The following is a 12,407-nucleotide window of genomic DNA, read 5'->3' as shown; positions in this document are numbered from 1 at the left end:
AGCGAAGCCAGCGCCGAAACAAAAGACCCTCCCGTCACATGTCGTAACGGGAGGGCCGGATGTCGGCTTATCGAAAAACGCGGATTAATCGTTGAAACGGACCGCCATCGGGAAAGTTTCTACGCCCCGTGCGCGCAGGTCCAGCATGATCGCGGCGCGATTCTGTTTCTTGGCCGCGCTGATTTGTGCGGCAAGATCTGCGGCGCTTGTTACCGGTTGGCCATTGGCGCGTGTAATCACGACGCCGCGACGGATACCCTTGCGCGCTGCATCGGAGCTACCCGAAACCGCCGCAACGACCACGCCGCGTGTATTGCTGTCCACACCGATTGCGCGCGCAATATCGGGCGTTACCGTCTGGACCGCAATGCCGAGCGCGTCGCGGACTTGTTTGTCCTGATCGGTGCCCTGCGCTTCGTCGATGGTTTTTTCTTCTTCAGGGTTGAAGGTTTCCTTGGGCGTATCCGCGTCCGCCGGACGGGTGCCGACCACCGCATTCAGCGTCATAGGCTTACCCTCACGAATGATTTCGATCGGGATACGGGTGCCCGGTTTCACGTTCGATACAATATAGGAGAGCGTGTTGTTGGGCGTGACTTCCTGTCCGTTCACCTTGGTGACAACGTCCCTTACTTTAAGGCCGGCCTTGGCGGCGGGCTGCCCATCCTGCACCAGCGCGATAAATTCGCCGCGATCCTTGGCAAGGCCAAGCGCGGCTGCGGTATCTTCATCAACCGGACGCAGTGATACGCCCAGATAACCGCGCGTCGGGGCAGCGCCACGGCGCAGGGCATCGACAACCGGCACCGCCTGATCGGACGGAATAGCAAAGTTCAAGCCGATATTCGCGCCATTGGGACCGATGAGGCGATTGTTGATGCCGATCACATTACCGTTCATGTCGAACAGCGGACCACCGGAGTTCCCCTGGTTGATCGCCGTATCGGTCTGGATGAAGCGGTCATAGGCGCCCGCGCCGAAATTGCGCTGCACTGCAGACACAATGCCTGCCGTCACAGAGCTACCGATGCCGAGCGGATTACCGATGGCCACCACCCAATCGCCAGCGCGCAGGCTGCTCGATTGGCCAAAGCGCACGAACGGCGTGTTGGTCGCATCAATTTTGAGGACAGCCAAATCGGACGCGGCATCGCGGCCAACCAATGTTGCCTTATATTCCTTGCCATTGGTCAAAGTGACGGTGATCGAATTGACCACCTGATTGGTCGGGCCGGTCGCAATCACATGGTTATTGGTAACGATGAGACCGTCGGCGGAAATGAAGAAGCCTGACCCGCCGCCTTCCATATCCTGCACCACCGGACGACGCGAGCCGGAGAAGGGGTCGATTGCAATCGCGACCGGCACTTTGGCCTTGGTCGAGATATTGACGACCGCCGGTTGCAGCCGCTCGACCATATCGGCGAAGCTGTTCGGCGCACCGGCCCGCGGCACCACGCTGGTCGCCTGCATGGTGGCCGGAGCGACGAGCGATGGCAGATCCTGCGCATTGCTCGATTGCGACACTAGCGCGAGGCCGGTTCCGCCCAGCAACAACGCCGCCGTTACTCCATAAACATAGCGCACCATAAAAATCCTTCCTTAGAGGTTGACCGCCGTTACACGCTTTACCGCTGTTTTGCGTAGGTCCGGCTTAACCGTAATTGAACATGAACGGGCGATAAAGGGGGAAAGTCCGGTACCTTTGCTGCCTGCTCTTGGCCCCTTTTACCGTCCGCGAAACTCCTTCAGATATGCATTGTCCGGTGACAATATGACGGTCGTATCGCCTTTATTTTGTTCGTTGAAGGTTTGACGATAAGACTGCATCGCGCGGTAAAAATCGTAAAATTCAGGGTCTTTACCGAAACTGTCGGCATAGATTTTGGCGGCCTGGCCATCGGCTTCGGCGCGGATGATCTGCGCTTTTTTGCGCCCTTCCGCGTCAATCGTGATCGCCGCCTGCTTACGCGCAGTGCGCATCCGGGCAAAGGCCGAATCGAGCGGCGTGCCTTCGGGCAGGTCCGCGCGCTTGATACGCACGTCGATGATTTCCGCGCCATATTTGCGCGCATCATCGTTAAGGCCGCGCTGGATATTCTCCATCACCTCGCCGCGCTCTGCCGACAGCAGCGCCGCAAAGGGCCGCTTGCCAAGCTCCGAACGCAGACGCGAACCGAGAATCGTCTTGAGCTGACCCTTCAATGCTTCTTCGGTGCGGATCGAGGTGTACATTTTGAGCGGATCGGTAATGCGATAGCGCGCAAAGGCATCGACGAGCAGGTTAAGCTGGTCGGTCGACAGCACCTGTTGCCGGTCCATCTGCACCGACAGGATACGCTTGTCTATCCACTGGATCTGCTCGACCAGCGGGATGCGCGCGACCACGCCCGCACCGGTTTTGCCGAAATCCTCATTGCTCTTATAAGCGTTCACCACGCGGATTGGCTGGCCGAAGGACAGGATCAGCGCCTGTTTGGTTTCGGGGACCACCGAGAAAGTCATCGCGCCGACCACCGCAATAATAACGGCACCAACGGCGAGGGGGACTGTGCGTTTTACCATTATTCCTGCCCCTCCCGCACGGCGGGCTGCGCATCGGGCGGAGCCGCCTTGGCGCGCTTCTGGATTTCGGGCAGCGGCAGATACGCCTGCACACCGTTCGTTTCTACCACGGCCTTATCGACCTGTCCCAACACATTCTCCATCGTTTCATAATACATACGGCGTCTGGTGACTTCGGGCGCCAGTCGATATTGTTCATAAACCTTGTCGAACGCCGCCGCTTCACCGGTCGCGCCTTGCGTCACCTGTTGTGCATAAGCACGCGCATCATTGAGATAGCCTTCGCTCTTTTGCTGGGCAGCGGACACTTCGTTGAACGCATCCTTGACCTCGTCGGGCGGCGCGGTCTGGTTCAAGGCCACGCCTTCGACCGAGATGCCCGCCTTATAGCTGTCGAGCAAATCCTGCATACGTTCGCGCACTTCGGCTTCAATCTCGCCGCGCGCGGGGCCGATCGCATCGGTCAGCTTGAAGTTCGCAATCGTCGCGCGCATCGCGCTTTCGGCGACTTCCTTGATCGTGTCTTCAGGGTCGGCCAACTGGAATTCATATTGCTGGGGATTTTTAATTTTCCAGCGCACCGCATAGGCCAGGTCGATGATATTCTGGTCGCCGGTCAGGACCAGATTTTTATCGTCCGGCGAGGCGGACCCGATTTCGATGGTGCGGACCAGCTCGACATTGACCTTCTTCACCTGATCGATAGGCGCGGGGAAGGTCACATTCATGCCGGGGCCGATATTATGGCTGAATTTGCCAAAGCGGGTGACAACCCCTTCTTCCGACGAATCAATCCGGTGGAAGCTCGTCATAATCAGCCACAGGCCGACAATCACGATGAGGATCAGCGGCAGCACCGACTTGCCATTGCCGAATTGCGGGCCCCCGGAGCCGCCGCGACGACCACCGCCGCCGCCGCGCTTGCCAAGGCCGTCGCGGCCCATGCGCCACAATTCGTCAATCGCGGTCGGACGCGAAAAGCTTTCACGCGCCGGACGTTCGCCCGCAGGCGGCTTGGTCCAAGGATTGCGCGGGCCGGGCTTGGGCGTATCGCCGCCGCCATTATCGCCGCCGCTGCCGCCCCAAGGGCCGCGCAACGGTTCATTGCCCGTGTCTTTTCCCGCGCCTTTATCGCCGCTGTCCTTGCCGGACGATTTGCCCGGGCCTTCATCGCTCATCAAACTGGCCCCGCCATCTAGGTTGATCGGTGCAGTAAAGCCTTCAAAAGCCGCACGCTTGCGACCGAAACGCTTTGCCACGCTCTTATATATTTTTTTCATACCCCTCATTTATAGGTGCGCGCGCCACGAAAAACAGTGCCTTTGCGCAAAATTCCCTATATCGGCCCTGTCATGACCGATTTGTCCCCGCTTCAGCCCATTGTCGCAACACTATCAGGGCCGCGTGCGAGCGCGCTCAAATGGCAGGAGGGCGTTGTCTCGCTTGTGCTGGATGTGAGCGGGCTTAGCGTTGCGGAGCGCGGCGCGCTGGAGGCGGACCTTAAGGCACAGCTTGGCGCGATAGAGGGTGTCAATGACGTGCGCGTCGTGATGACCGCCGAGCGCAAGGATATGCGTATCATCGCGGTCGCGAGCGGCAAGGGCGGTGTCGGCAAATCGACTATATCCGCCAATCTTGCCATTGCGCTCGCGCGGCGCGGGGTGAAGGTCGGCCTTGTCGATGCCGATATTTACGGCCCCTCCCAGCCGCGCCTGCTTGCGAGCGAGGGGGTGAAACCCGACGCGCGCGACAATAAGATGGTTCCGGTGCGCAACGGCTATGGCGTTCCCATGCTGTCGATGGGGCAATTGGTTGCGCCGGGGCAGGCAATCGCGTGGCGCGGGCCGATGGCGGGCAATGCGCTTGCCCAGCTTATCGACGCCCATTGGAGCGATTTCGGCATTGATACCCTCATCGTCGATATGCCGCCGGGGACGGGCGACATCCAATTGTCGATGGTGCAAAAACATAAGCCCAAGGGCGCGGTGATCGTCTCCACCCCGCAGGATCTGGCGCTGATCGACGCGACCCGCGCTATCCATCTGTTTGAACAGGCCGATGTGCCGGTCATCGGCATTATCGAAAATATGGCCGGCTATATCTGCCCGCATTGCGGCGAAACCAGCGATCCGTTCGGCAAGGGCGGCGCGGAGGCGACGGCGGCAACATTGGGTGTGCCTTTCCTTGGCCGCATCCCGCTCGCGCTCGATATTCGCGAACGCTCGGACGCGGGCGACCCGCCTGCTGCGGGAACCGATCCGGTGGCCGAACCGTTTCATGCGCTAGCCGGACGGCTTGCCGACTGGCTCGCTACGCCGCATTAGGCCTGCGCACGCGCGGGCCTGATTTACCACCGGATTTCCGGACAGAAAGGACCGCCGCCATGCCGCTCGAAAGCGATGCTGATATTGCCACCTTGCTCAAGGAGACAAAGCGCATCGCGCTGGTCGGTGCGTCGCAAAATCCGGGGCGGCCAAGCTATGGCGTGATGCAATATCTGCTCGGCCAAGGCTATGAGGTGATCCCTGTCAATCCGGGCCTTGCGGGGCAGGAATTGCTGGGCCAGACGGTGGTGGAATCGCTCGCCGCCATCAGCCCGCCGGTCGATATGGTCGATATTTTCCGCAACAGCGAAGCCGCCGCCGCCGTGGTCGATGATGCCATCGGTCATGGCGCAAAGTCCGTCTGGCTCCAGATCGGCGTCATCAACAAAGACGCCGCCGCGCGGGCCGAGGAAGCGGGGTTGAAGGTGGTCATGGACCGCTGCCCGAAGATTGAAATAGCGCGATTGGGTTTGTCAGCGAGGTGAAAGGCTGGCGACATAAGCTGACTTTAAAAGCGCCGCCCCAAGCTTGCTTTTAGCCTAAACCTCAAGTTCCTCCCCGAGCTTGCTCGGGGAGGGGGACCGTTCGCCGTAGGCGAATGGTGGAGGGGTAAAAGCGATTGCCTTCAGCAATCGCGCGAGGCTTTGCCTCGCATAACCCCTCCGTCACGCGCTACGCGCGCGCCACCTCCCCGAGCAAGCTCGGGGAGGAGCTTAAAGTCTCGGTGCCAGGCAAGCCGGGGAGAATATAGGTAAGCCCGCAAAATATCTGCCCGCCCACAGCAATCTGTCCGAACCATCCGCCTGGGCGACCCGCTCCGCCCCGACGCCATCCCCCTCCCCGCCTCGCCCCGAACAATAGTGATTGACCACCTGTTTGGCATGACTATCAGGGCTCTATGGGGAACCCCGATGATATGCGCAGCCGTTTGACCCGCAAAATGGGCGACATAGGCGCGCGTGCGCAGATGAACCGGCGCACTTTGCTGATTGGCGGAGGGGTCGGTGCGGGACTGTTGATCGGCTTTGCGCTGTGGCCGCGCGCATGGACGCCCAACCTCAACGCCGCCAAGGGCGAGACGATTTTCAACCCTTTTGTCAAAATCGGCAGCGATGGGCGCATCACCGTGATCGTGCCGCAAACCGAATATGGCCAAGGCGTCACCACCGCGCTGCCGCAAATATTGGCCGATGAGCTGGGCGCGGACTGGCGCACCATTGCGGTCTCCCCTGCCCCGATCCACCCCGTCTATACCAATAGCCTGTTGGTCGATGAAGAAGCGGAGCTGGTAACGCCGCGCAGCTACGCGCCTGCCTTTATCGGCAAAGCGCGGCGCTGGCTGATCGACGAGCAAGCGCGCCGTGATGCGGTGATGCTGACCGGCGGCTCCACCTCGGTGCGCGCGTTCGAGGCCGCTTATCGCGAGGCAGGGGCCGCAGCCCGCACCCTCCTCCAGATGGCGGCGGAAGAGATTTTCGCCGAGCGCGTCCACAGCGTTACCTGGGACGTGCTGGACACCAAAAACGGGTTTGTGATCGGCCCTGACAGAATGAAGGCGCGGTTCGGCGACCTTGCCGCGCGCGCCGCGACGTTCGACCTGCCCGGCGAAATCCCGTTCCGCGACCCCGGCGACGATAGCCTTTATAGCCGCGAACTGCCGCGCCTTGATGTTCCCGCCAAGGTTGATGGCAGTCCGGTGTTCGCAGGCGACATCCGCTTCCCCGGCATTGTCTATGCATCGGTGCGGCAGGGACCGTTGGGGGCAACCAAGCTTATCGCGACCGACCATAAGGCCGCCAAAGCAGTCAAAGGCGTGCTCGATATTGTCGAGCAGCCGGATTGGGTCGCGGTTATAGCGCGCGACTGGTGGACGGCGAACAAGGCGCTCGATGCGCTCGCCCCGGTGTTTGAAACCACAGGACCGGTCGCCGATGATATAGCGATTGCGGCGGGCCTCAAAAATGCGCTCGACACCGATGGTGTGCGCACCATCGAGGCGGGCGATATAGACGAGGCTTTTGAGGGCCGCCCGCTCATTTCCGCCATTTATGAAGTCGCGCCCGCGCTCCATGCGCCGATGGAAACGCGCACCGCGACCGCGCGCATCGAAGGCGGAAGGCTACAACTCTGGGTCGCAACCCAAGCGCCTTCGCTATGCCGTAAAGCGGTCGCCACGGCGACGGGCCTTTACGAAAGCCATATCACCTTATTCCCGATGATGGCGGGCGGCTTGCACGGCATCGGTTTTGAACATGATGTTGCGGTGCAGGCCGCGCTGATTGCGCAAAAGACCGGTAGGCCGGTGCAGCTTATATGGTCGCGCGCTGAAGAGATTTTGCAGGACCGCCCGCGCTGCCCCGCCCGCGCCAAAATGACTGCGACGCTCGACACCGCTTATAATATCCACGGCCTCAAAGCCGATATTGCTGCGCCTGCGGGCCATAAACAATGGAGCGCGCGGCTATTCGACGGCGCATCGCCGCAAGAGGCGTTGCGAACATCGCGCGGTGAGGCCGATGCCCATGCGGTGCGCGGGAGCCTGCCGCTTTATGCCATCCCGCACCGCGCGGTCGATTTCCATAGCGCCGACGTGCCGCTCCCCGTCGGCCATTGGCGCGGGCAGGCGGATAGCTATAGCTGTTTTTTCACCGAAGCCTTTGTCGATGAAATGGCCGCAAAGTCGGCGCTCGACCCGATGAGTTACCGCCTGCAAATGTTGATGCAGGAGCCGGAACTCGCACGCTGTCTGACCCAAGCGACGATGCTCGGCGAATGGGAGGGCGGGGCCAAAGGGACGGGGCAAGGCCTTGCCTGCCATGCGATGCGCGGCAGCTATATCGCAGCCGTCGTGACCGCGCGTCCGACCGAGCGGGGCCTGCGCGTCGAGCGTATCGCCGCTGCCGTCGATGTCGGCCGCGTGGTCAACCCTGCGCTGGTGCGGCAACAAATAGAAGGCGGGCTGATCTTCGGCCTTGCCGCAGCGCTTGGCGCGTCCACCGGTTACAGCAAGGGCCTTGCCAATATCCGTTCCTTAAGCGGACTGCGCTTGCCCAGCCTTGCGCAAAGTCCCGAAATCCGCATCGAAATTATCCAGAGCGACCGCGCGCCGGGCGGGGTGAGCGAGCTTGCAGTGCCGCCGGTTGCACCCGCGCTTGCAAACGCCTATTTCAGCGCCACCGGCCAGCGGATGCGCCGCCTGCCTTTCAGTTTGAAACCCGTCACATGACCCTCTCTCCTCCCGCCGATACGGCCCGCAAAATCGGGGTGCTGCTTGTCAATCTGGGCACGCCCGACGCGCCCGATCCAGCATCTGTGCGCCGCTATCTCAAGCAATTCCTGTCCGACCCGCGCGTCGTCGAAATCCCGCAACTTTTGTGGCAGCCCATCTTGCGCGGCGCGGTGCTGACGACGCGGCCCAAAAAATCGGCCCATGCTTATGCGCAGGTGTGGACGGAGGCGGGTTCGCCGCTGCTCGCGATTACCAAAGCACAAGCGCAAGATTTGCAGGCGCGGCTGGGCGACGCCGCCATCCATGTCGATTATGCGATGCGCTATGGCAATCCGGCGATCCCCGAGCGGCTCGCCGCGATGAAGCAGGCGGGGTGCGCGCGCATCCTCATCGCCCCGCTCTACCCGCAATATTGCGCGGCAACGACCGCAACCGCGCTGGATGAATGTTACCGCGCGCTGGCTGCGATGCGCTGGCAACCGGCGGTGCGGACCTTGCCGCCCTATTATGCCGACCCTGCGCATATCGCCGCGCTCAAAACATCGGTCGAAGCCGCGCTTGCTGCGCTCGATTTCACCCCCGATGCGATTGTCGCAAGTTTTCACGGGATGCCCGCGCGCACTTATGCGCTGGGCGATCCTTATTACGACCATTGCCTTGAAACCGCGCGCCTACTGTCGGACGCGCTGGGGCGTCCGCTTATCCCCACTTTCCAGTCGCGTTTCGGCAAAGCCAAATGGCTGGAACCTTATACCGACGCCAGCCTTGTCCGGCTCGCCACCGAAGGCAGCCGCAAGGTCGCCATTCTCGCGCCCGGCTTTTCGGTCGATTGCCTTGAAACGCTCGAAGAACTTGCCATTCGCGGCAAAGCACAATTCATCGAAGCAGGCGGCACCGACTTTGCCTATCTCCCCTGCCTCAATGCCGATACCCCCGGCATGGCGATGCTCGAAACCCTGATGCGCCGCGAACTGGCTGGCTGGGTATAAGAATCTCGCCTTTACGTTTCCGGAACGCTTGCACTTTGGCCCGCGCGCAGTAGGTTCGGTATATAACTGACAGGATGAGGAAAGGCACTGATTATGGCACGAGTAGCAGTCGTAACCGGAGGCACGCGCGGTATTGGCGAAGCCATCAGCATTGCGCTCAAGGAACTCGGCTTCACGGTGGCGGCCAACTATGCGGGCAACGACGCCAAAGCCAAGGAATTTTCCGACCGCACCGGCATCAAAGCCTTTAAATGGGATGTGGGCGATTATGAAGCCTGTCAGGCTGGATGCGCACAAGTCGCCGCCGAGCTTGGCCCGATTGACGCGGTGGTCAATAATGCGGGCATCACCCGCGACGGCACGCTCGCCAAGATGAATTTCGACGACTGGAACGAGGTGATGCGTATCAACCTCGGCGGCTGTTTCAACATGGCCAAGGCGACCTTCCCCGGCATGGTCGAGCGCGGCTGGGGCCGCATCGTCAATATCGGGTCGATCAACGGACAAGCGGGCCAATATGGTCAGGTCAACTATGCCGCCGCCAAATCGGGCATCCACGGTTTTACCAAGGCGCTCGCACAGGAAGGCGCGCGCAAGGGCGTGACGGTCAATGCGATTGCGCCGGGCTATATCGACACCGATATGGTGGCGGCGGTTCCAGCCCCCGTTCTGGAAAAGATCGTCGCCAAAATCCCGGTCGGCCGTTTGGGCAAGGCTCAGGAAATCGCGCGCGGCGTTGCGTTTCTTTGTTCGGACGATGCGGGCTTTGTGACCGGTTCGACGCTCAGCATCAATGGCGGCCAGCATATGTATTGAGGCGGGTTAATTAGGCCTGTTTTCCGGTCAGGCGACAAGCTTGACCAGAAACAGGCTGAACCCGGCAATGAACAGGAAGGCGGCAAGGCCGAGCAGGAAGGGGCGCACCCCTTCGGCCTTCAATTTACGGATGTCGGTTTCAAGCCCCATCGCGGCGAGCGCGGTGGCGAGGAGGAAGCCTGTCACCGTCACCAAGGCCTGATGCGCGGACTGCGGGAGCGGCATCAGCGAATTGACCCCAACCATCGCGATAAAGCCGAGCGCGAACCAAGGGACCGGCGCTTTGCTGCGCGGGGCTTCGCTATCGACATTGGCGCCCCCGCGCTTTGCCTGCCGCGCGCTCCACAGGCCGATGGCCATAACCATCGGCGCGAGCAGCAACACGCGCGATAATTTGGCGATGGTGGCAAATTCGCCCGCTGCTTGGCCGTCCTGAAAACCGGCGGCAATCACTTGCGCAATTTCATGGATCGACGCGCCCGCCCATAGGCCATAGCCATGCGGGTCCAACCCTAACATTCCCGGCAGGAGCGGATAGACAAGCATCGCAACGGACCCGAAAATCGTCACGCAGGCGACCGCATAAGCCACATCTTCATCGCGTGCGCGCGTCACCATATTGGTCGCAATCACCGCTGATGCACCGCAGATGGAGGTGCCTGCCGCGATAAGCTGCGTCAACGCAGGCGCGACGCCGAGCCGCTTGCCGAGCCAGCTTGTGAACAGGAAGGTCGCCCCCAGACTGAGCGCGATAACCAGCAAGGCCGATGCCCCGACATCGGCAATTTGCTGCGCGCTGATTTGGAAGCCGAGCAGGATGATCGCAAAGCGGAGCAAAGGCCGCATTGCAAAAGTCACACCTGCGCGCGCCTTGGCGGAAGTTCCGACACTATTGTGGAACGCGATGCCGATAAGGATCGCAAGGATCATCGGGCTGAACAGTCCAAACCCCGGCAGGTGATGCGCCAATGTTGCCACCGCCGCAATGCCGGCCGCGAGCAACAGACCGGGAAGCTTTCCACCGAAATGCGGGGAAAGAGATTCGCCCTGTTTGGCTTCGATCGGGGCGGAGGGGGAAGAAATATCGGGATGCATGGCACAGCCTTTTGCCGGTTTCTCAACAAGATGGCTTGAAGATAGGCGCGCTTATTTCATATATCAAATATATGATTTTTATGTAATTAATCTGTTTTTATGATTGATTGACGATATTGATGATAAGGCCCTGCCGCCATGACCCTTGAGCAACTCCGCATCTTTGTCGCCGTCGCCGAACGCGAGCATATGACCGCCGCGGCGCGCGCGCTCAACATCGCCCAATCGGCGGTGAGCCATGCCATTGCGGCGCTGGAGGCGCGCCATGATGTAACCTTGTTCAACCGTGTCGGACGGCAAATTGAACTGACCGAAGCGGGGCGCGCCTTGCTTGGCGAAGCGCGCGCGATTTTGGCGCAGGTTCGTCAGACAGGCGAGTTGCTCGGCGATTTCAGCACATTCGCGCGCGGCACACTAACCATCCATGCCAGCCAGACCATCGGCAGCTATTGGCTCCCGCGCCGCCTTGTCGCCTTCCATGAAGCCTATCCGCGCATCACCCTGTCGCTGTCGATCGGCAATAGCGTGCAAGTCGCCGAGGCCGTCGCGGACGGGCGCGCCGACATCGGCTTTGTCGAAGCGATGGTCGCGCATAAGGGCCTCGCGCTGGAGGCCGTCGCGCGCGACCAGCTTATCATCGTCGTCGCAGGCACCCATGAGTGGGTGACGCGCCCGCCGCAAAATATATCGGATCTGTGCGGCTCGCTTTGGGTGCTGCGCGAGGCCGGATCGGGCACGCGCACCGGATTGGAGCAAGGGCTGGCAGCGCAAGGCTTGCCCGCAGGCCGCCTACCGGTCGCGCTCGAACTGCCCTCCAATGAAGCGGTGCGCGGTGCGGTCGAGGCGGGGCTTGGGGCGACCGCATTGTCGGTGTCGGTCGCGGCTTCCAGTCTGGAGGCGGGGCTGCTCCACCATGTGCGCTGGCCGCTGCCGACGCGCGAATTTTACCGGCTCACCCATCCCGACCGCAGCACCAACCGGCGGCTACGCGCCTTTCTCGACGGACCATTCTGGTAAGGCGAGCGCGCCTTGTTTAAGGCAAGCGCGCCTTGTTTAAGGCAAGGCCCCTGTTTATGGCAGGCCTATGTCCGATTCCGCCCTCCCGCTCTACCATCCGCCGGTCAAGCGCAGTGTGACGATTGCAGGGCATCAGACCTCGATCAGCCTCGAGCCTTTATTCTGGCAAGCGTTGCAGGCCGCCGCCGAAGCGCGCAACCTTCCCTTGAATGCCCTCGTCGCGCGGATTGATGTCGAGCGGCTGGACGCCGACACCCCGCCGGGCCTTGCGAGCGCGATCAGGCTGTGGCTGTTTGCCAACGGATAGAAGGGTGCGCCTTGGAAGCGCAAATGTTTGTAGAAGTCGTAGATGGACAGATTGCATCTTATCGC

Annotated in this window: 11 protein-coding genes; 7 read left to right on the top strand and 4 right to left on the bottom strand. The window is 61.3% G+C overall.

The features are described 5' to 3' along the window. Window positions 1-84: 84 nt before the first annotated feature. From DMP17_RS12670 to hflK, 3 genes are all read right to left on the bottom strand, one after another. Window positions 85-1,590: a trypsin-like peptidase domain-containing protein gene (locus DMP17_RS12670; protein ID WP_337829435.1), complete on the bottom strand. Its 1,506-nt coding sequence runs from the start codon at window positions 1,588-1,590 to the stop codon at window positions 85-87. A gap of 138 nt (window positions 1,591-1,728) precedes the next feature. After that, window positions 1,729-2,565, bottom strand: coding sequence for a protease modulator HflC (gene hflC, locus DMP17_RS12665; protein ID WP_337829434.1), 837 nt, complete (start codon window positions 2,563-2,565; stop codon window positions 1,729-1,731). Next, window positions 2,565-3,845 carry an FtsH protease activity modulator HflK gene (gene hflK / locus DMP17_RS12660; protein ID WP_337829433.1) on the bottom strand — a complete coding sequence of 427 codons (1,281 nt, stop codon included), beginning with the start codon at window positions 3,843-3,845 and terminating at the stop codon, window positions 2,565-2,567. Before hflK ends, hflC begins: the two co-directional genes overlap by 1 nt. A gap of 270 nt (window positions 3,846-4,115) precedes the next feature. Between hflK and DMP17_RS12655 the strand changes: the two genes are divergently transcribed. The 5 genes from DMP17_RS12655 to phbB all read left to right on the top strand — a co-directional run bounded on the left by DMP17_RS12655 (window position 4,116) and on the right by phbB (window position 9,923). Further along, window positions 4,116-4,889, top strand: a complete 774-nt coding sequence (locus tag DMP17_RS12655; protein WP_337829789.1) for an Mrp/NBP35 family ATP-binding protein — start codon at window positions 4,116-4,118, stop codon at window positions 4,887-4,889. 59 nt (window positions 4,890-4,948) lie between these two features. Beyond that, window positions 4,949-5,374, top strand: a complete 426-nt coding sequence (locus tag DMP17_RS12650) for a CoA-binding protein (protein ID WP_337829432.1) — start codon at window positions 4,949-4,951, stop codon at window positions 5,372-5,374. A 413-nt stretch (window positions 5,375-5,787) separates the two neighbouring features. Beyond that, window positions 5,788-8,115: a xanthine dehydrogenase family protein molybdopterin-binding subunit gene (locus DMP17_RS12645; protein ID WP_337829431.1), complete on the top strand. Its 2,328-nt coding sequence runs from the start codon at window positions 5,788-5,790 to the stop codon at window positions 8,113-8,115. Then, the gene (gene hemH, locus DMP17_RS12640) at window positions 8,112-9,107 is read left to right on the top strand and encodes a ferrochelatase (RefSeq protein WP_337829430.1); all 996 of its coding nucleotides are present in this window, start codon (window positions 8,112-8,114) and stop codon (window positions 9,105-9,107) included. The genes DMP17_RS12645 and hemH overlap by 4 nt, the downstream gene beginning before the upstream one ends. A gap of 93 nt (window positions 9,108-9,200) precedes the next feature. Continuing rightward, a complete protein-coding gene (gene phbB / locus DMP17_RS12635; RefSeq protein ID WP_337829429.1) occupies window positions 9,201-9,923 on the top strand; it encodes an acetoacetyl-CoA reductase in 723 nt (240 codons plus the stop codon). A gap of 27 nt (window positions 9,924-9,950) precedes the next feature. Here phbB and DMP17_RS12630 read toward each other — a convergent pair whose 3' ends face one another. After that, window positions 9,951-11,018, bottom strand: a complete 1,068-nt coding sequence (locus tag DMP17_RS12630) for a YeiH family protein (protein ID WP_337829428.1) — start codon at window positions 11,016-11,018, stop codon at window positions 9,951-9,953. A 138-nt stretch (window positions 11,019-11,156) separates the two neighbouring features. Between DMP17_RS12630 and DMP17_RS12625 the strand changes: the two genes are divergently transcribed. Beyond that, entirely contained in the window at window positions 11,157-12,035 is an 879-nt protein-coding gene (locus DMP17_RS12625; RefSeq protein ID WP_337829427.1) for a LysR family transcriptional regulator, read from the top strand. A 67-nt stretch (window positions 12,036-12,102) separates the two neighbouring features. Beyond that, window positions 12,103-12,342 carry a ribbon-helix-helix domain-containing protein gene (locus DMP17_RS12620; RefSeq protein WP_337829426.1) on the top strand — a complete coding sequence of 80 codons (240 nt, stop codon included), beginning with the start codon at window positions 12,103-12,105 and terminating at the stop codon, window positions 12,340-12,342. Window positions 12,343-12,407: the final 65 nt, after the last annotated feature.

The sequence above is a fragment of the Pseudonocardia sp. TMWB2A genome (assembly GCF_017312135.1).
The sequence above is the reverse complement of the archived record's forward strand: the minus strand, read 5'-3'. Positions and strand labels throughout refer to the sequence as shown.

Coding starts and splice junctions, on each gene's coding strand:
- DMP17_RS12670 (WP_337829435.1), bottom strand. CDS start 1,590: ATGGTGCGCTATGTTTATGGAGTAACGGCGGCGTTGTTGCTGGGCGGA.
- hflC (WP_337829434.1), bottom strand. CDS start 2,565: ATGGTAAAACGCACAGTCCCCCTCGCCGTTGGTGCCGTTATTATTGCG.
- hflK (WP_337829433.1), bottom strand. CDS start 3,845: ATGAAAAAAATATATAAGAGCGTGGCAAAGCGTTTCGGTCGCAAGCGT.
- DMP17_RS12655 (WP_337829789.1), top strand. CDS start 4,116: ATGACCGCCGAGCGCAAGGATATGCGTATCATCGCGGTCGCGAGCGGC.
- DMP17_RS12650 (WP_337829432.1), top strand. CDS start 4,949: ATGCCGCTCGAAAGCGATGCTGATATTGCCACCTTGCTCAAGGAGACA.
- DMP17_RS12645 (WP_337829431.1), top strand. CDS start 5,788: ATGGGGAACCCCGATGATATGCGCAGCCGTTTGACCCGCAAAATGGGC.
- hemH (WP_337829430.1), top strand. CDS start 8,112: ATGACCCTCTCTCCTCCCGCCGATACGGCCCGCAAAATCGGGGTGCTG.
- phbB (WP_337829429.1), top strand. CDS start 9,201: ATGGCACGAGTAGCAGTCGTAACCGGAGGCACGCGCGGTATTGGCGAA.
- DMP17_RS12630 (WP_337829428.1), bottom strand. CDS start 11,018: ATGCATCCCGATATTTCTTCCCCCTCCGCCCCGATCGAAGCCAAACAG.
- DMP17_RS12625 (WP_337829427.1), top strand. CDS start 11,157: ATGACCCTTGAGCAACTCCGCATCTTTGTCGCCGTCGCCGAACGCGAG.
- DMP17_RS12620 (WP_337829426.1), top strand. CDS start 12,103: ATGTCCGATTCCGCCCTCCCGCTCTACCATCCGCCGGTCAAGCGCAGT.